Raw genomic sequence first — 18,577 nt, 5'->3', positions numbered from 1 at the left:
GTGATATTTGAAATTGATGTAAAAGATTGGGCAGTCCATTGACCAGTTCGACCGATCTACCTGCTTTTCCAGATACGTCATCGGAAGAGAGTCGGGAATTCATTTCGCTGTTTACCAGGCATCAGCGGAGGATCTACCTCTACATTCTCTCGATGATTCCACATCCACTGGAAGCGGAAGAGATTCTGCAGAATACGAATCTGGTTATCTGGAAGAAGGCAGCTCAGTTTGAGGTCGGAACCAATTTTTTTGCCTGGGCCTGCCAGATCGCACATTATGAAATACTGAAATATCGGAAAAAGCGTGGTCGAGACAAGCACCAGTTCAGTGATGAGTTTGTCTCACAGGTGGCAGAAGCGGTCAAAGAGAACCAGGACCTGTTCGAACTGCGGCGGAATGCCCTGACGTTCTGCCTCGCGAAATTACGTAAGAAAGATCGTGAACTGATTCAACGACGTTATCAGGGAAGTAATCAGGGAAAAGAGTTGGCTGACGATCTGGGACGCCCTGTGAATTCGGTTTATCAGTCACTGGGCCGGGTTCGTCGAACTTTATTTGAATGCATTAACCGTTACATTGCAGCTGAGTCGTATAGTCATGAGTAAGCAGGAAGTACAATTAGCTGAGCTTTCTTTGCTTATGGAAGCATTGTGCGAGGAGCGTCTGACTGCTGAAGAGCAGCAGAGGCTGGAAGAGATCGTTCTCTCCAATCCGGACGCGATGCAGTACTACCTGAATTATGCGCACCTGCATGGAACACTTTACTGGGATCAGGCACTAGGCTCCGACGCTGAGATGGCCGTTGCATCCCCTGTTACTGACTCAGAGCTGCCGGTGCTGAAGCAGCCTCATGATCAGGTTCGTCGTAGATCGCTGTCCCGGGCCGGGCTGGCAGCGACTGCAGTTCTGGGGCTGGTGGTTGTGGTCTGGTATGTATTTCGAGGACCCTCCACCGAACCTCAACTGGCTGACAACCAGCAAACCCCGTCTGAATTGACACCAGAGCCTGAGGAAACGCTGGTCACCGAAGATGGTACACGGCGGTCTCCCCGGTTCGATTCATCGCAGCATCCCATGCTGCGACTGCATCAGGATGGAACCGTCACTCAGCTTACGGATCAGCCTCTGGTGGCTGCCAAACCGAAAGTATTACCGCCGGTAGAGAAGCTGCCCGCGGATGCGTCTGATGAAGCGATCGTTACTTTTATTAACCATCGGATTCAGGATGGCTGGCAGGCTGCGAATATTACACCTTCTCCTGCTGCCACTGACGCGGAGTGGGTCCGTCGGGTCTACCTCGATGTGATTGGTCGCATTCCAACACCCGAAGAGGCCGAAAACTTCCTGAAGTCCAAACAGCCAGACAAACACCAGCAACTGGTTCAGAAGCTACTGGAAAATCCATCTTACGTAACGAACTGGTCGACGATCTGGACCCGTCTGTTAATTGGTCGGTCCACTTCGCGCGGAATTAACCGCCGTGCATTACAGGATTTCCTGGTACAGAGTTTTGATGATAACCGTCCCTGGAATGATATCGTGTTCGATCTGGTGGCTGCTGAAGGGGACGCCGATTCCAACGGGGCCACAAACTTTCTGCTGGCCCATTTGAATAACCAGGCAGTACCAGCGACCGCAATCACAACCCGTCTGTTCCTGGGAACGCAGATTCAATGCACGCAGTGCCATAATCATCCCTTCAACGAAGCTACCCAGAGTCAGTTCTGGGAAATCAACAGCTTTTTCAAGCAGACGAAGATCGTTCGCAAAAAACGGACTGACAAAAAAGGGGAAAAGGATCAGACTCAACTGACTTTGGTCTCCCTGCGTGATGGCGGTACGACGTTTTATGAAACCCGACAGGGATTGATGCAGCCCGCTTATCCTAAATTTGCCGGTGTAAAAATTCCCGAGGGTCCGAATGTGAATCGTCGTCAGGAACTGGCGAAACTGATGACCTCCGGCAAAACCGATCAACTGGCGCGGGCGATGGTCAATCGCATGTGGGCTCACTTTTTCGCATACGGATTCACTCGACCGATCGACGATATTGGCTACCACAATTCCCCCACACATCCCGAGCTGCTGGACGAACTGGCGCGGCAGTTCGCTGATAGTAACTACAACATCAAACAGCTGATTCAGTGGATCTGCCTTTCAGACGCCTATCGACTCAGCAGTCAGTTTACTGCCGATAACGCGTCCGACGATCCGGATGACGGCAGCACTCCCAATTTCAGCCGGATGTACGTGAAGCAGATGACGGTAGAGCAGCTTTATGATTCACTGCTGGTAACAACCAATCCGGCAGAGATCGTTACCGACTATCAGTCGGCCTGGAAGAAGATGCAGAAACGTGATCAATGGCTGCAGCAGTTTGTCTACACTCATCAGAATGAAGAGAATGACGAAACGACCACTTTCGACGGTACCATCACCCAGGCTCTGCTGATGATGAATGGTCCCCTGGTGCAGAACAGCCTGGATTATAACAGGAAAGATACCATCCTGGCCTCGGCGATCAAAGAACGCTCACCTGATGCCCGCATCAAGAAGCTAAGCCTGGCTGCGTTGACTCGTTATCCCACATCCAGGGAGCTGACCGAACTCAAACGGCTGGTCAAGGAACGGACCCGCTATCTGACTTCCCGCAATGTGCCTCCCCAGATCGCAGTTCAGCAGAGCTACCAGGATGTCTACTGGGCCTACCTCAACTCCAATGAGTTCATCCTCATCCACTAAGCGGCGATCCGAAGCTTGCGATTGCAAGAATGAACTGGTATAGCTGATCGCAGGTTTTCTACTCTCTCCGGCGTGAATCGTTTGCGCCCTGCAGGAGAGGGCTTCTGCAGCATGGACTGCGATTTGACTCACGGAGGGAGCTCATGACCGATCGTCTGTTTAATAAGGTTGCCGTCATCACAGGCGCGAGCAGTGGCATTGGACGCTCCATTGCAGAGCATTTTCTGAATGAAGGGGCCAAGGTCGTTGTGTTCTCCCGCCGTAGTGAACTGCTGGAAGAACTGGAAGCCCACTATCCAGCACGAACACTGGTCATCGACGGGGATGTAACCAGTGAAGAGGATCTGCTGCGACTCTCCGAGGGGACCAAACGCCGCTTCGGGCGGGTCGATATTCTGGTGCCCAACGCAGGGCTGGCACGGGTGATCCCGATTGAAGATTCTTCGCGTTCAGCAATCGACGAAACCTTTAACGTGAATTTTCATGGTGCCCTGCAGACCGTGCGCACTTTTCTGCCGGATCTGAGCGAAGGTGCATCGATTCTGTTTATCTCCACCTTTCTGACGCAGGTCGGTTTTCCAGGGCTGGCTGCCTACTCGGCGTCCAAGGCTGCGGTTAAATCTCTGGCACAGACTCTGGCTGCGGAACTGGGCCCGCGCGGCATTCGCGTCAATTCAATCGCGCCGGGGCCGATCAACACTCCCATCTGGAGTCAGGTCGGTCTGAATGAGGAACAACTGGAGGGAGTCGCGACGCAGATCAGTCAGCGATTAATATCCGGTAGTTTCGGGAAGCCGGAAGACATCGCAGAAACGGCCGTGTTTCTGGCTTCCGATGCAGCACGCTTTATTGTCGGGCAGGAAATCGTAGTCGATGGTGGCTATACGATTGGTTGAAATCGGTCAGAGCAGGTTTCAGACACGTCGATCATGCGCCAGCGAGACAGGTGTGATTTGATTACCGATGAACTCTTTGAGTGTTTTAAACTGTTTGTTGGTCAGAAAGACACACAGCTCACAACCTGTGACGTATTTTCCGGAATCATCCTGGTTCTGCCAAACGACTCGGGCGGTCGAGTTAAATAGATGCTCGCCTGCACTATGAACCTGTACCAGCAGTGTCTCTTCGATGGTCAAAGCCACATCCAGCAGCATGCGCAGACCGTCAACGGAAACATCACTCACAGTTCCTTCCAAAGGTTCATGACCCGAACCGCTGCCGGATCTCAGCAGGCGGACTTCGATACCTGCTTCCAGTCTCTCATAATTACGACGTTCATCTCCGGAACGTCGGTTATTAGAACTTCTACGATCGATCATGAACGCAACCCGCTGTCTGTATTCGAAAATCAGAATCAGTCTATGTAGAGAGATCCCGGGACCAAGTTTAAGAACACTGCAAATGAAGTATAGACTAGATTCGGCAGCGGGAGGGGAGAGAGTTTGAGAATCTCTGCTGAAGATCACAACCGGGCAGTCTGTGCCGATTCTACTGTTTGACCGTTTTAAACAGCGGCAGGATCTCGTTCAGATTATCTTTCTCACACAGCAGAATTACAGTATCGCCTGACTGAATCTGATCATCGGCACCGGGTACACGGACACAGTCCTCTTTTACGACCGCAGCAATCAGTGCCTGCTTCAATTTTATATCTTTCAGTTTAGCCTGGGTAATGGGGGAGTTCTTTCGAACCTCTACTTCCAGGATCAGCGAGTTACCCCCACCAATTTCAGAGTGGCTGATCACAGGTCCTGAATGAACCATTCCCATGATCTGACGGGTGATGACTTCCCGGGGACTGACGGCGACATCGATCCCCAGTTTTTCCAGCACGTTGGCATAATCTGGCCGACGCACAATACTCATGATGCGGTCTGCTCCCAGCTCTTTGGCCTCCACACCACACACGATGTTATCCTCATCCCGTCCGGTCGCGGCGACGAATACATCAGCCTTTCCGACTCGGGCCTCTTCCATTTCCGTGCGGCGGGTTGCATCCGCGTGCAGGACGGTGGTGGAGCTCAGGTGTCGGGAGAGAAATTCACAACGTTGGGGGTCGGTTTCGAGAATCGTTACCGAGTATTCTTTCTTCTGCAGGATGCGCGCCAGGTTGAAACCGATATTTCCACCGCCGGCGATAATGACGCGGAACTTCAAGGCCCGCTTATGCTGGAACATGCGATGCACTTTATCGATGTTCTCCTGGGTGCCAATCAGCGTCACGATCTGCCCGGCTTCAATCACATTATCTGCACCCGCAATAGACGTACTGTTGCCATCCGAAATCAGGCCTACTCGTACACCGCTGGGTAGCTTGAGATTCCGGAGCAACACCCCGTCCGCTTTGACGCCGGGCTGTACGTCGAGCACCTGAATCACAACTTCGCCGCGGGCAAAGTTCTCCACCGCAAACAGGCCCGGCTCTCCGATCTGCTTTGCGAGTTCGAGGGCGGTCAGATGTTCCAGACTGAGCAGGCGGTCGATGTTGAAATGCCGCTGGTAGTCGAAGGTGCTCAGATTCAGATAGGCGTGATTGAATACCCGGGCGACACAACGTCGGGAACCCATGGCTTTGGCAAGGCTGGCGCCAACCATGTTGACTTCGTCCTGGCTGGTTACCGCCAGACACAGGTCTGCTCCCAGGACACCTGCCTGAAAGAGGATGGCGGAGTCACAGGCAGAGCCGCAGATGGTCTGCACGTCGACCCGTTCTTCAATCTGTTCCAGAGCGCGGCGCGACTGGTCAATGATGGTGACGTTATGTTGTTCGGCGCAGAGCGTGTCAGCGACAAATGTGCCCACAGTTCCCGCACCCATGATGACAATATTCATATTCTACTCAACAGTAAACTGATTCAGTCTGGTAGTCAGGCTCGCTGTATCAACTACTGGCACTGCGATAACTGTTCAATGACCATTTGAAAATCCAACGCGAAACAAACAGCAGCACCAGGGTAATTGAAATGGAGACCAGTGTGATCCAGGATGGCTCAAGCGCTTTAGAAAGTAACTGACGCGCAGGAATTGTAACGACCAGCAGGATCGGGATTACATACGAAAAGGCGAACTGCAGGATCTCTCCAGTGGGAGAGCCACTATAAATACTGCGTGGATAACGGGCAAACACGGTAATGTAAAACCAGAAGTCATACAGGCCCTGGTTCCGCCCGAACCAGATACTGCTGCTGGCCAGCGCAATCATCAGGCTGTAGAAAAAGGCAACACCAATCATCAGCAGCAGGCAGTACATCAGGATCTGTCCCGTGCCCAGCAGGCAGAGATGAAGCAGCCAACCCCATTGCCCGGCTTGAATCTGATACTGCAGCACGGACAGCGCCGGTTCGAGTTGCGTCGTATGCGCCAGCGCGTAGAGTAAGAGAGCTCCCGCGAGCACAATCTGATTCAACATCGCCAGATTGACTTTTTCAAATGAAACCAGGAACTGTGTATCGATGGGCTTCAGCAGGACGAAGTCCAGATTTCCATTCCTGATCAATTCGCTGAAGTTGGCGCAGTTGGGCATGAAAAATGTTTCCACGATTGCATTGATCAACATCCCGGTCGCCATAAAAGCGAAATACTCTTCGCGTGTCCAGTCATTAATGGAATTGACGTTGCGGTAAATGATATCGAACAGAATCAACTGCGCTGCGAACCAGAATCCACGGGTGACAATCGTGATCAGGAGGTTACCACGAAAGGTCATTTCACGAATCAGTGAGTTACGCAGAAAAGTAATCCAGACACGCCCATATTGAGGGCGGGAGTTGCTGGCCATTGGTAGATAATCTTTCTATGAAATCTGAACTGCCCGAAGGACAATTTCTCTTCCCAGTCGTTGTAACTATTTTATGCGATTTGACCGGAGATGTCTGCTCTGGCCACCTGATCAGAAACATGAATTTCCATTCGTTTGTTAACTTATTGGGGATAATGTGCTTGTGAAGAATGTATGGAAGACACCTCTGACGGAAAAGAAATCGTCTACAGCTCGATTCTGTATAAAAAATCGACTGGTTTCTCCAGGCGAAAACGGCTCGCCTCCGGTTTACCGTGTACATTTAAGGTACGTGTTCTGATATCCGTGTTGCTATTGCTGAGGTGAGATCTATGACCCAGGTCATCTACTCGAATAAACTATCTTTCAAACATTCTGTGCTCTCTGTTTTGATGCTGCTGGTGGGGGCGACACTCGTTTCACCATCAGTCTATGCCCAAAAAGACCCGTTTGCCACAGATGCCAAGCCGGCTGAACTGACCTCCGAGGAGCAGGAGCAGGCTGCTCAGGAACTTCTGAAGGGTGTGGAGAAGCTGGTGCTTTCACAACAGAAGCGGATTGCCGCCAAGGTGATTCGCCTGTATCCAAAATCGGAATCGGCCAAAATCGCCAAACTGTTGCTGGCAGAATACTCCCGCTTTGCTGTGCTGACAGAAGATCAGGAACGCGCTCAGGCTGAATGGCTAAACCAGGTACGGGATCACTGGTTTGTTGAGCGAGACCCGGTTCATAATTCCTGCTTCTTCACGATTCTGGAAGGAACTCAGGTTCCAGCTACCAAAATTGTCAATACGACGAAGACTCCGCTGATATATGAATTGAAGGGACCTTCCATGCCCTGGACAGGGCCGTATCGTCTGCGAGCGGGTGAATCGCATGAATTTCACTATACTGCACAGATCCGGTTTTTTACTGATGCGGGATTAGTCGTCAAGACACTGCACCATGGTCAGGTACTGCAGATGAACGATAAAGACAGTCTACATGTCAAGTAATTTGCGTTCAGAATCATTTTTTTCTGAAATTTCTTATTGGTCATGCCTGTTGCGATCTGGGGATTGCATACATTAGGTCGGCATGCAAGTTGTTATTCAGTAGTGACTTATCAGATATATATCGGAATCAGACAGGGAACTGTTTGATTCCGGTTCCGGGCCGAATTCGTCTTTTCTGACCTTGCACATCTCGCTATACTCCGCCCCACTTCCACGGATCATCTCATCTGTAACCACCTCTCTCTCACTTTTCAGATCTCCTGATCCTCTCTCACTCATAATTACAAATACTGTCTCAGCAATCTTCTGCTGAGGTTCACCTAAGGAGCCTCACAGGTGAGGTTATTTTATTCATCATCCATACAGACTATGATGCTGGTGGTGCTGTCATTCTGCGCTGCTCAAACTGAGTTGCAGGCACAGCAGACAAACAGCAGCAAGCCTTTTCTGGCTCCTTCGCCTCATGCCATTCAGCAGAGACGTCCCCCTGCGCATCCCACTCAGGCTCAGACTTTTCTGGAAAATCAATATGCGGCCCCGTCCGGTAACCCGGTCCATCTGGGTGTCCCGTTACATGAATCTGCGCCGGTCCGGTCTGCAGACTGGAACCGGGGAATTGCAGATCGCTTACCGCCAATTTATGCCCAGAATAGTATCAGTTCGGGCAAAACTGTGACCCAGATTCGTCAGGTTCAGGCGACGGATACTCTTTACGGTCCCGACCTGCTGGCGGAAGATCCCGATTTTTCCACACTGGAGACCATTCCCGAGCCACAGAGCACTTATACAGACTCGATTGAACAACTCTGTCAGGAAAACTGCTGGGGCTGGACCGTCCTGCCAACGGATCTGCTTTATACTTCGTATCTCGCAGGCCCCAAAGAACCTCGAATGGCCATGGCCGTACTGCATGAAAAAGATATTGGCTGGCAGCTGGAACTGGAAGCAGGGGCCCGCGTCGGAATTCTGCGCTATGGTTCATTAAACGATGATGTGCTGGAAGGTTGGCAGCTGGACCTCGAAGGCGCAGGTCCTCCCCGCCTGAACCTGGAGGAAGAGTTTGATGTTGAAGCCACCGATTATCGTGTCGGGGTTCCTTTGACTTGGAGACGTGGTGCCTATCAGGCAAAGCTCGCCTATTATCATACCAGTTCGCATGCTGGCGATGAATATATGGTGCGCAACCCCAGTTTTCAGCGCATCAATTACGTACGTGATGCGTTTGTGTTGGGGGGCGGTTATTTCCCGGATCCCGATTTACGTTTGTATGCCGAACTTGGATACGCCTTTAACGTCGATGGTGGGGCACAGCCCTGGGAACTGCAGTTTGGTGCTGAGTTCAGTCCTGTCGAACACAATGGCTTTCAGGGAGCACCCTTCTGGGCTGTGAACGCGTATCTCCGCGAGGAAGTCAACTGGGGTGGTAACGTCAGTATGATGGTCGGCTGGCAGTGGCGTGGCGACCGGAACAATCATCTGTTCCGCGTTGGTCTGCAGTATATCGACGGAAAAACCATCCAGTATCAGTTCTATAATAACTCCGAACAGTTCTTTGGATTTGGTACCTGGTACGATTTCTAAGCAACTCGCTATCCTCAGATTCTCTGCTATAATACCCGGCTGACCGTTAAACCAGGTATTTTTGATAGTCAGGGAGCGAAACAGATCTGATGGCAGGGGGTAAAGTTTATTTAGTGGGCGCCGGTCCGGGCGACCCCGGGTTGATTACCCTCAAGGGGATAGAGTGCCTGCAAAAGGCAGACCTGATTCTGTATGACGGATTAGTGAATCCCCTGATCCTGCAGCATGTTTCCACGGAAGTGGAAAGAACCTGTCGCGTCTCGGAAGGTTGTAAAAACCGCCGTGTGCTGCAGCAGGACGAAATCAACCAGCGCCTGATTTCCGCTGCCCTGGAAGGAAAGACCGTCGTTCGTCTCAAAGGGGGAGACCCCTTTATATTCGGACGCGGTAGTGAAGAAGCCGCCGCTCTGCGGAATGCAGGCATCGAGTTTGAAGTCGTACCTGGAATTACCGCAGCAACTGCTGCCGCGGGCTACGCCGGGATTTCGGTAACCCATCGGGCGCATGCATCCGCAGTTGCACTGATCACCGGTCACGAAGATCCCACTAAGCCGGATTCTGCACTGGACTATGATGTCCTGGCGAAATTCCCCGGAACGCTGGTGTTCTACATGGGGCTGCACAAGCTGGAGCGGATTGTCGAATCGCTGATCCAGGCCGGAAAAGCAGAAGAGACTCCTGCTGCGGTCATCAGTCGTGGGACAACACCCTTTCAGAAAACCGTTCACAGTACACTTTCGCAACTACCCGAACAGGTCAGACAGGCAGGCCTGGTGGCTCCCTCACTGATCGTCATCGGCGATTGTGTTTCCCTGCGCGATCAGATTGCCTGGTTCGAAGATAAACCCTTATTCGGTCTGCGCATTGGAATCACTCGTGCCGAGGAACAGTCAGAACCTGAAATCAAGCGGGCTCTGGAACTGGGGGCGCAACCAGTGCTGTTACCGACTATCGAAATTGGTCCTCCCGCGGACTGGGAACCCGTGGATGCCGCCATCGCGAGACTGGATGAATATCAATGGCTGGTCTTTACCAGTGCGAACGGTGTGAACTATTTTATGAACCGCTTATGGGAAACAGGCTATGATGCGCGGAAACTGGCCCGGCTCAAGATCGCGACCATCGGTCCCTCGACTGCAGCAGCGTTGCAGCAGTTTCACTTGCGGGCGGATCTGGTTCCCGATCAATACCGCGCCGAAGCTTTGGCCGCCGCTCTGAAGCCGCTGGTCCAAGGTCAGAAGATTCTCTGGGCGGGAGCTAATCGGGGCCGTGAAGTCTTACAGACGGAATTAGCAGAAGTTTCCGCGACGGTCGATAAGATTGTGGTTTACGAAAATCACGATGTCGCAAGCTGGGGAAGCGAGAGCCTGGAACTGCTGGAATCGGGTGAAATCGACTGGATTGGACTCAGCAGCCCCTCGATTGCCCGCAATTTCAGTCGGCTGTTGACCGAAGATATTCGTCAGCACCTGGGGAGCAGAACCCGTCTGGTGAGTATCAGTCCCGTGACAACTCAGGCGGTGAAAGACGTCGGTTTGCAGATCGATGCGGAAGCGGAAGAGTATCTCTGGGATGGGATCTTCGCAGCAATTCAAAAGCACGTTTCCCGTTAAAACAGCCCTTTCAATCTTCTCAATGGCTGACTCATTAGAGACTTAAATCGGACAAAAAGGTTGCTATTGACCTGAAATCCAAGATCAGCGATATTGCCGCCTCTGAGAACGAAGATTTCAGGCGATTTCCGGCAGAAGCTGCCGAATCCAAGTGCTTGTAATCTTCGATTTGACTAAGTCTTACAAAAATTGATCTCACTGTTGAGCCAGGGAAGGCGACGCTGATGCGATTATTAAAACGCGGCATAAGCTGTCTGACAATCACCGGATATATCGGTATTTTGCTGTTTGGCATTTTCTGTCACACATTCACATTTCGAACCGGCAGTCATCCCGGGATGTATTACATCGTCTGGGATATGTTCTGTGGCTGGTCTGCTTATTCCATCCGTACACACATCATCGGGGAAGGGATCAGTGGCAAGTATTACGAACTGTCTCCCGGGCCCTGGGGCGATTACTACCCCTATGGAGGCCTGGGACGTCGACACTACGATACGACAGGTGATGCCTGGGTCCGCATGGCGATGAATACGCTCGATAAAACGGACCATGAGCCGATGCTGCGGATCATGTGCATCGAGGAAGCCTGGTGCAAGAAATATAATCTGCCCGATGCCGTCTGGGATCAACGCTATGAGGAGCAGAAGGACTTTCAGAATTACTATCGTCTGAGAAAAGTCATCACTCCGGATGGGATGGTCGCACAAACCTATGTGCCCTGGCTGACACGTCAGCGCACGCTGCAGGTCAGTGATAATCCACGTCTCTTATCAGATATGAACCGTGGGCGTTCGTTCTTCGCGACGACCGTCGGTCAGCAGGTCATGGAATCCGGCTTCCAGCATGATCCGGATGTTCCCGTGCATCTTTCTTCACCCGTCGGTAACTGAGACGCCTGATTTCAGCGGTTCCCACCGTTTCCCATACATTTGATTTCGATTCGCTACAATTAACAGGATTGCAAGCATGGATGCTCCAGAAGTGATTTCAACGCAAACCGGAAAACTTCGTGATCGCTTCCGTCAGTTCTTTTTCGCACAGGAAGTCCCCTATGGGCTGGCAATTGTGCGAATGCTGGTTCCCCTGGTTCTGCTGGGAACCGTCTGCACCCGCTGGCCTTTTGCCCGGGAACTGTTTTCTGCAGATGGCGCTCCTGCACCACTGGCAGACCTGTTTCGTTATTATGACTACCTTCCCGTGCTGCCCGGCACGGTAGCCGTTGGACTGTTTACCGCCCTCGCATTCTTCCTGTTTTGCAGCAGTATTGGCTGGATGACGCGCTTCTCACTGGTTGCGTCTCTGATCCTCTATACCTACTTCTGCTGTATGGACTGCATTAGTATGGCGACCAAATATTCGGCTATTTCTACCCATGTCCTGTTTATTCTCTCCCTGTCTCACTGTGGTTCCGTCTGGTCGGTTGACAGTTGGCTGAAGGGGAAGAGAGCAGCACGCAACTGGCCCCAGTATTCGAAACTGGATCCACCCCGCTTTGAAGTCTGGCCGCAGCGATTGATGCAGATTCTGATCGCCCTGATTTACTTCGGTGCTGCGATTACAAAACTGCATACGCCTGGTTACCTGGAAGGGGATCAGATCATTTACTGGGCCATGTCCCGCTATAATAATCCACATCCACTGGGAGAATATCTCACGCTGTACCCGATTATTGTGTCGGTCATGTCCTACGTGGCGATTGTCTGGGAAATGGTCTTCATCTTTGTCGTCTGGCGCAAATGGGGACGTCCCATCGCACTGGCTCTGGGAGCGTCGTTCCATATCGGGACTCTGTTCTCACTGGGTCTTTACATCTTCCCGATGATTTCCATCGCGATCTATTTCTGTTTCCTGAAAGAATCGGATGTGCAATGGGTGTCCGCCCGTCTGCGGCGACTCTATCGCCGGGGAGGCTGGTTCCAGCGTAACACGGACCGTTGCAGAGCACTGATTGAACAGTTCCGCCCCCAGCCGGTTGCCAGCTGGAAATCGCCTACTGCCTGGGGCACCGGAATCGCGGCAGTACTGGCTCTGGGAGTTTATGCTGAATACGAGCAGGATCTGTATGGAATCCGTCGCCCCGAAGGCCGGATGACGCTGCACGAAGTCGAGCCGGAACTTGTAGCGGAGATGCTCAGACCCGAGCAGACGATGCGCGAAAAAGACAAGTTTCTGTCTGTCGATGTCGGAACGCAGATGGTGGGTGGCTGGTTGATCAACCGCAAATCTGAATTTGAACTGGGAGAATCAATTCTCGTTCAATGCAGTCTGAACCCGCCTCACGAAGATCTCTGGGTGGACTGCCATCTCTGTGAAGAGAGTGGCCGCATCGTGTATCGCACCGGTCAGATTGCGCCCCGGGAAAACCTGCGGGCCATCTTCCAGTTCTATCCCGAAGAAATCCTGGCACCCGGGAAATACTATATTTCCGTCAAATCGAAGGGTGTGGAAGTGATGCGACGATCAGTGTCTCTGCTTCCCAAACTCTCCGCCATGGCGAACTGAAGAGGGAGCCGGCTACCGGAGTCGTGAGCTTACTGCTCCGGTGCCGACTTGAGCAGTTTTTCGATCGCGGTATTTAATACCGCTTCGACCTGTGGCGCCACCTGGCTGGCGCGGGGGCTTGACTCATAGCCTCCCCGGCTGTATGCGATTTCGGTGCAGATGTAGCCCGGACCATAGTCGCCATAGGCTGCCAGGCAGACCGTCCGTCCGGGAGCCAGTTCCTGTGCTTTCAGCTGATACTCAATGAACAGTTCACCCGGTAAATGCAGGATCGAAGCTGATTTAAGGTGCAGGCAGGTGATGGGAATCTGATGTCCCTGGCTGGCCCGCTGGTACCAGACCAGGTTGAATGCAGCCGAGGCTCGTTCGCGCGGGGTTTTACTTGTGTCCTCGATGATCGACTTGAGCTGTTCAGGATCCAGGTGTGCCGCGACGGGTAGCGCTGTCATTTCAGTCTTCCAGTGCAGGTCCTCGGAATTCACGGCCACTTTCTGTTGAGTCTCAAATGCCTGCTGCATGGCTTTCTCAATTCGCTGTGCGAGAACCGGACGCATTTCAGGCTCGCCGTTATTGTATTTTCCGGCGGCAATATTGCCTGCAGCACCGTTGAAGTAAACGTTGAGTGTGCCCGGTAATGCCTTATTGCGTGCCTCCCGGGCCATGCCGACAAATTCATAATTGACATCTCCCTGACCGTAATAGCTTTGGGGATGCGTCGCATAGTAGTTCAGAACAGCGATGGGTTTCTCACCGTTCCAGAAACAGATTGAACGCAGGTAGGGATCGATCACTCCTTCCGGTGCATTTATCGCTTCAGGGGCTTTCGACTTACTCCAGCGCATCAGTCGTACTTTCCCATCATCGCCCAGCAGTCTGCGATTCGATGCCACCTTGTTGACTTTTGCTTTGCCAATACCCAGATGTGTTACCTTCTCTGGTCGTTTCAATCCCTTTCGGATGGCACTCGCCACTTTCTGGATGCACTGCAGACCGTAGGCATTATCGTATTTCAAGCCTCCCAGTCCCTCGTTCTCCAGAATGCGCCCAGTGGCAAAATCGACGCGGGGGGCGTCGTGTTGATGCAGGGAATGAACGGCAACACGCTCCGGTGTGGTTCCGGCTGCTTCAGCCAGCTTTTCGCGCCAGGTATCGTAGCCTTCGTTTCCAATGCCAATCGCATCCACGGCACACAGAACGACCGGCGCTTCATCAGAGAGCAGGACCACTCCGCGGGCATAAAGAGGCGTCACGATTTTCCGCGCGGGAGCATATGCAACGGGCTGGCCCAACTCTGGAGTGACATCCTGATTGAAAGGAACGATTTGCAGATCGCCGGCGAACAGAGATCGCACGCTAAGAGAAACGATCAGGATGAGTAAAGAAGTTGAGGAGACTCGGTGCCGGCACTGCATGTGACTGTTTCCTGAAGCGAGTTATTCAGAACGCATTGGTTCAGACGTTTCGATGAGAGCAGCTATTGAACTTAAACAGTACTCACAGCGGAAGCAAGCAGGTGGGGAAGCTGGTTGGGACTCCCAGATCTAAACGTCCTGTTAATAGACAGGAAATAGTTGAAAGCAGGCTCTCTTCCCTTAATCGAGCATTTTGTGAAAATTTTTAATTTTTTCGCAATTTCGCATCTCTCACAGACGTCCAATCTTCCAGTGAATGAGCCAAAAAAACTATACTTAATTCTATAAACTCTGAATTTGACGCTTTTTACGCGATTACCCTGTTTGCTGTCCATTCTCTACAGATGCCAGGGTACTGAGTAATGTACAAAAGGTGGGTTACATGCGCTGTCTGAGATGCACTCCTCGTTTCGTTCTTCTGATCTGTCTGGCATGCACATTACTGGGAGGAGTGTCCCGCTCGGCACTCGCTCAAGCCAAAGTCGAAGCAGAAAAACCTGCCGCTGGCGAGGCTGATTCATTAGGGAAAGAACAGGATGACTGGGATCGCCTGATCTATATCCCTTTCAAGAATATCAAGGACGTATTCCAGAAATCGGATGCTACGGTTTTCATCCCGTATGTCGAGTATCTGAAACTCTGGTCGCAGTCAGCGGGGCTGGGGGCGGACGGGAAGATTCAGTTTCCTGTCAAAGCTGTGGTGACGAGTTCGTCTTACACGGCCACGATTGAAGAGAATGTCGCCCGGATCCAATGTAATCTGACCGTTCAGGTGATGGGCGATCCCTGGGTCGAGCTTCCCCTGCAGTTTGGTGATGCCGCCATTGGTAAAGTCACTTCGGAAAAATCAAAGGTCTTTCTGCGCGGCACCGGGCCGGGACAGTATGCGCTGCTCCTGTCCGAAAAAGGCGAACACCAGGTTCAGATTGAACTGTTAACGCGGGTGAAGAATTCACCGGAAGGACATCAGTTTCAGTTTGCCTGTCCGACAGTAGGCATCACCACCCTGGATCTCACGATTCCCGAACCGGATCAGACCGTCAAAGTCAATCCGCAACTGGTCCGCCTGCCTGCGAAGTCAGCTGAGAAATCAACCGTTGTAAAATCGACTGTCGGAGCCACCAATCAGATCAGTGTGCTCTGGTATCCCCGGGAAAGCAGCAAGCCGGAGATGGACCTGCTGGCCAGTGTCGAGAACTCTACCCTGGTTTTCATTCGTGATGGACTGGTACATACCCAGGCCACTTTAAAATACGATGTCCTGCGGGGAGACATGAAATCGGCACGCATCGCCGTTCCCCTCAACGACCGAATTCTGGATCTCTCATCAGCTAATACAAAAATCAAGAGCTGGAAAGTGGTAAAGGGCGATGGGCGTCAGGTGATTCAGGTTGAATTTCTGAATCAGTTACAGGACGACGCGCAGATCGAAGTACATACTGAAAAAGAAATTCCCGAAGAGCCATTTGAGATCCTGGGACTTTCCGATTCCGCAACGCACGGAATTCATGCCCTGGACGTCATCCGCGAAAGCGGCCAGATCGCCATCGATGCGGGTGAGACCATGACCTTCACCGTCACGAAGTTTGAGGGTGTGACCCGCAGCGAAGCCAATGGTATCCCCGAGAACATCCGACGGCCCGGAGCTGTCTACTATCGCTTTTTCAATCCTTCGGCATCGTTGCAGATCCGTGTGCAGCCCCTCGAACCCCGAATCTTCGTTGCGCAACAGACGGACTGCTATTTCGGTGAAGACGAAATCAAAGTCACAGCGCAGCTCAATTATGATATCCAGCGGGCCGGAATCTTTTCCTTCCAGTTGAAAGTGCCCGAAGATCTGGAAATCGATTCCGTGAATGTTTCCGGGTTGAAAGAATACAACTTCGACAAAGAGTCCCGTCTGCTGACGGTGTCCCTGCAACAGAAATTTCAGGGAAAACTGAAACTGCAGGTTCGTGCTCATCGGGATCTGGCTCAGGACGACCTTTCCGAAACGGTCAATATTCCCATTCTGGAAGCGACTGATGTTGAACGTGAGACAGGTCAGATTGCCCTGTATGCACCGGAATCGATGGAGCTGATTATCAGTAATCCGGATGTGGTTGGTGCCCAGCCGGCCAACAGTCCCCAGCAGCGACAGTCAGCCCGGCTGGCGCTGGCTTCGGTATGGGAATACAACCGGCGTCCCGTGGTGATTCCGGTTGAGATTCAGATCAAACCGACGCGACTGGTCGCTGATGTCGCCACTTCGATTAATGTCAAAGAACAGATTGCAGAGGTAACCAGCCGCATCAATTACCAGGTGCAGTATGCGGGCGTCGATACGTTTCGGTTCGCAGTTCCGGAGGCGATCGCGGACCTGGTTCAAATTCGATCGCTTTCGCCCGCACCAGCCCCTTCTATCAAACAGAAAAGCCGGGCCGAGCAGGCCGTTGATGGCTGGGTGATCTGGACGATCATCACACAGCGGAATGTGCAGGGCCCCTACACTCTGGAAGTCCGTTATGATATCACACCAGGCCTGCAGGCAGTCGCAAAAGCTCCTGAGGAGAAGAAACCGGCGGATGCAGAACCGGCGGCTGCAGGGGAAAAAGAAGCAAAAGAGAACGAAGACGCTGAGCAGGAGAAAACTAAAGAATCAGAGAAAGCAGCCGAGGATCCCTCAGGTGATATAGCCCTGAAGCAGATTGCCTTACAGCCGTTAAAAGTGTTGGGGCTGGAAAAAACCGATGACCAGCCACGCTCGCGAAACGTGCCACTCGCACGCGTGTATGGTGAAATCGCTGTCAGCAAGTCCAAGACCCTTTCGGTAACTACCGCTGAGTTGTCAGATCAACTGGAGCCGATCGACCTGAGAGAGCTGACTTTACTGCCGCGGGATGGTTTTCTCGCTTATCGTTATTTCAGCCAGCCAGTCATGCTCGACCTCGCTTCCACGCGTCATAAGATCCAGGAAGTCGTAGAGACAATCGTACTGAAGTCGCTGGTGGAAATTGTGGTCAGTAAAGAGGGACGTTCCACGTACCGTTGTCGCTATCTGATGAAGTCCAGCGAACGACAACAGTTGAAAGTCGCCTTGCCTGAGGGCATTGAGCCTTTAAGTATCACCGTTGCCGGTCAGCCGGTTCCGCTGGAAAAAGCAGATGACAGCGAGAGTGAAGAAGGCTGGACCAGCTACTTCGTAAATGTCTCTCGCGATCAGGCATCGGACGAGTCGTTCCTCGTCAGCCTGATGTTTACCAAGTCCGTGCCACGCATTACTGAATCGCCCGGCGGTAAGCTGGGATTGCCATTACCTCGACTGGGGGGTGTGCAGGCAGCGAATGTAGTAGTACAACAGTTAAAAACCGTGATCTGGGTGCCGGATGACTATGCTCTGGTTCGTTCCTCTGATGATTTTAAATCGGAGTTCGAACCTCATCTGGCCGGCGTGATTCCTAAGCGGGGTGGGATTGATGCAGACGCATCGTTTTTCGATTCCTGGATCGGTGTTTCAGCCGGATCACTGATCGATTTTCCGACAGAGGGCCGTGCTTACAGCTTCACCCGCCTGGGGGGCAGTCCGGAGATTGAAGTCTCCTGGTGGAAACTTTCCCTCTATAGCTGGGTTCTGGGAATTGCTCTGGTTGTGATTGCCGTCGTCATGCGAAAGACTCCCTGGGAAAACAAAGTTACGGTGCTGATTGTTCTCGGGTTTCTGTTAGCCATGTTCAGTCTGACCAATGCAGACAAAATTTTGCATGGTCTCTACGCGGCCCGATACGGAATTCTGGCTCTGTTTGCAATCTGGATTCTGTATTCGATCGCAGCACTCCGCTCCGTAGGTATCGCTGATCATCAAGCTGATGATTCACAGCTGGATCTTGCCGGTAAATCAGCGGCAGTAATTCCGCCTCCCGGTGTATTCGATGATTTCCAGGATGACCAGACTGACGAGAAATAGCAGATAAG

The 18,577-nt window shown here is 52.2% G+C and carries 13 protein-coding genes; 9 read left to right on the top strand and 4 right to left on the bottom strand.

The genetic code is table 11. The annotated features are described in order from the left end of the window. Positions 1-38 precede the first annotated feature (38 nt). The 3 genes from HG66A1_RS28155 (at position 39) to HG66A1_RS28145 (ending at position 3,638) form a co-directional block, all read left to right on the top strand. Positions 39-605, top strand: a complete 567-nt coding sequence (locus HG66A1_RS28155) for a sigma-70 family RNA polymerase sigma factor (RefSeq protein ID WP_145044775.1) — start codon at positions 39-41, stop codon at positions 603-605. Continuing rightward, a complete protein-coding gene (locus HG66A1_RS28150) occupies positions 598-2,742 on the top strand; it encodes a DUF1549 and DUF1553 domain-containing protein (protein WP_145192218.1) in 2,145 nt (714 codons plus the stop codon). Before HG66A1_RS28155 ends, HG66A1_RS28150 begins: the two co-directional genes overlap by 8 nt. A gap of 143 nt (positions 2,743-2,885) precedes the next feature. After that, positions 2,886-3,638, top strand: coding sequence for an SDR family NAD(P)-dependent oxidoreductase (locus tag HG66A1_RS28145; protein ID WP_145192215.1), 753 nt, complete (start codon positions 2,886-2,888; stop codon positions 3,636-3,638). 18 nt (positions 3,639-3,656) lie between these two features. On the opposite strand, the gene HG66A1_RS28140 is transcribed toward HG66A1_RS28145, so the two are convergent. The 3 genes from HG66A1_RS28140 to HG66A1_RS28130 form a co-directional block, all read right to left on the bottom strand. After that, positions 3,657-4,061: a PilZ domain-containing protein gene (locus HG66A1_RS28140; protein WP_145192212.1), complete on the bottom strand. Its 405-nt coding sequence runs from the start codon at positions 4,059-4,061 to the stop codon at positions 3,657-3,659. Positions 4,062-4,230: 169 nt separating this feature from the next. Further along, positions 4,231-5,574 carry a Trk system potassium transporter TrkA gene (gene trkA / locus HG66A1_RS28135; protein WP_145044767.1) on the bottom strand — a complete coding sequence of 448 codons (1,344 nt, stop codon included), beginning with the start codon at positions 5,572-5,574 and terminating at the stop codon, positions 4,231-4,233. Positions 5,575-5,623: 49 nt separating this feature from the next. Next, entirely contained in the window at positions 5,624-6,520 is an 897-nt protein-coding gene (locus HG66A1_RS28130) for an ABC transporter permease (RefSeq protein ID WP_145192209.1), read from the bottom strand. Positions 6,521-6,852: 332 nt separating this feature from the next. On the opposite strand from HG66A1_RS28130, the gene HG66A1_RS28125 reads away from it, so the two are divergent. The 5 genes from HG66A1_RS28125 (at position 6,853) to HG66A1_RS28105 (ending at position 13,214) form a co-directional block, all read left to right on the top strand. Beyond that, a complete protein-coding gene (locus HG66A1_RS28125) occupies positions 6,853-7,515 on the top strand; it encodes a hypothetical protein (protein WP_145192206.1) in 663 nt (220 codons plus the stop codon). A 336-nt stretch (positions 7,516-7,851) separates the two neighbouring features. Next, a complete protein-coding gene (locus HG66A1_RS28120; RefSeq protein ID WP_145192203.1) occupies positions 7,852-9,096 on the top strand; it encodes a DUF1207 domain-containing protein in 1,245 nt (414 codons plus the stop codon). A gap of 89 nt (positions 9,097-9,185) precedes the next feature. After that, positions 9,186-10,709, top strand: coding sequence for a uroporphyrinogen-III C-methyltransferase (cobA, locus tag HG66A1_RS28115; RefSeq protein ID WP_145192200.1), 1,524 nt, complete (start codon positions 9,186-9,188; stop codon positions 10,707-10,709). 224 nt (positions 10,710-10,933) lie between these two features. Continuing rightward, positions 10,934-11,602 carry a hypothetical protein gene (locus HG66A1_RS28110; protein WP_145192197.1) on the top strand — a complete coding sequence of 223 codons (669 nt, stop codon included), beginning with the start codon at positions 10,934-10,936 and terminating at the stop codon, positions 11,600-11,602. Positions 11,603-11,678: 76 nt separating this feature from the next. Next, positions 11,679-13,214, top strand: coding sequence for an HTTM domain-containing protein (locus HG66A1_RS28105; RefSeq protein WP_145192194.1), 1,536 nt, complete (start codon positions 11,679-11,681; stop codon positions 13,212-13,214). Positions 13,215-13,243: 29 nt separating this feature from the next. Here HG66A1_RS28105 and HG66A1_RS28100 read toward each other — a convergent pair whose 3' ends face one another. Further along, positions 13,244-14,626, bottom strand: coding sequence for a hypothetical protein (locus HG66A1_RS28100; protein ID WP_145192191.1), 1,383 nt, complete (start codon positions 14,624-14,626; stop codon positions 13,244-13,246). 382 nt (positions 14,627-15,008) lie between these two features. On the opposite strand from HG66A1_RS28100, the gene HG66A1_RS28095 reads away from it, so the two are divergent. Further along, positions 15,009-18,569: a hypothetical protein gene (locus tag HG66A1_RS28095; RefSeq protein ID WP_145192188.1), complete on the top strand. Its 3,561-nt coding sequence runs from the start codon at positions 15,009-15,011 to the stop codon at positions 18,567-18,569. Positions 18,570-18,577 lie beyond the last annotated feature (8 nt).

Origin of the sequence: Gimesia chilikensis (assembly GCF_007744075.1) — a bacterium.
Classification (GTDB): Bacteria; Planctomycetota; Planctomycetia; order Planctomycetales; family Planctomycetaceae; genus Gimesia; species Gimesia chilikensis_A.
The sequence above is the reverse complement of the archived record's forward strand: the minus strand, read 5'-3'. Positions and strand labels throughout refer to the sequence as shown.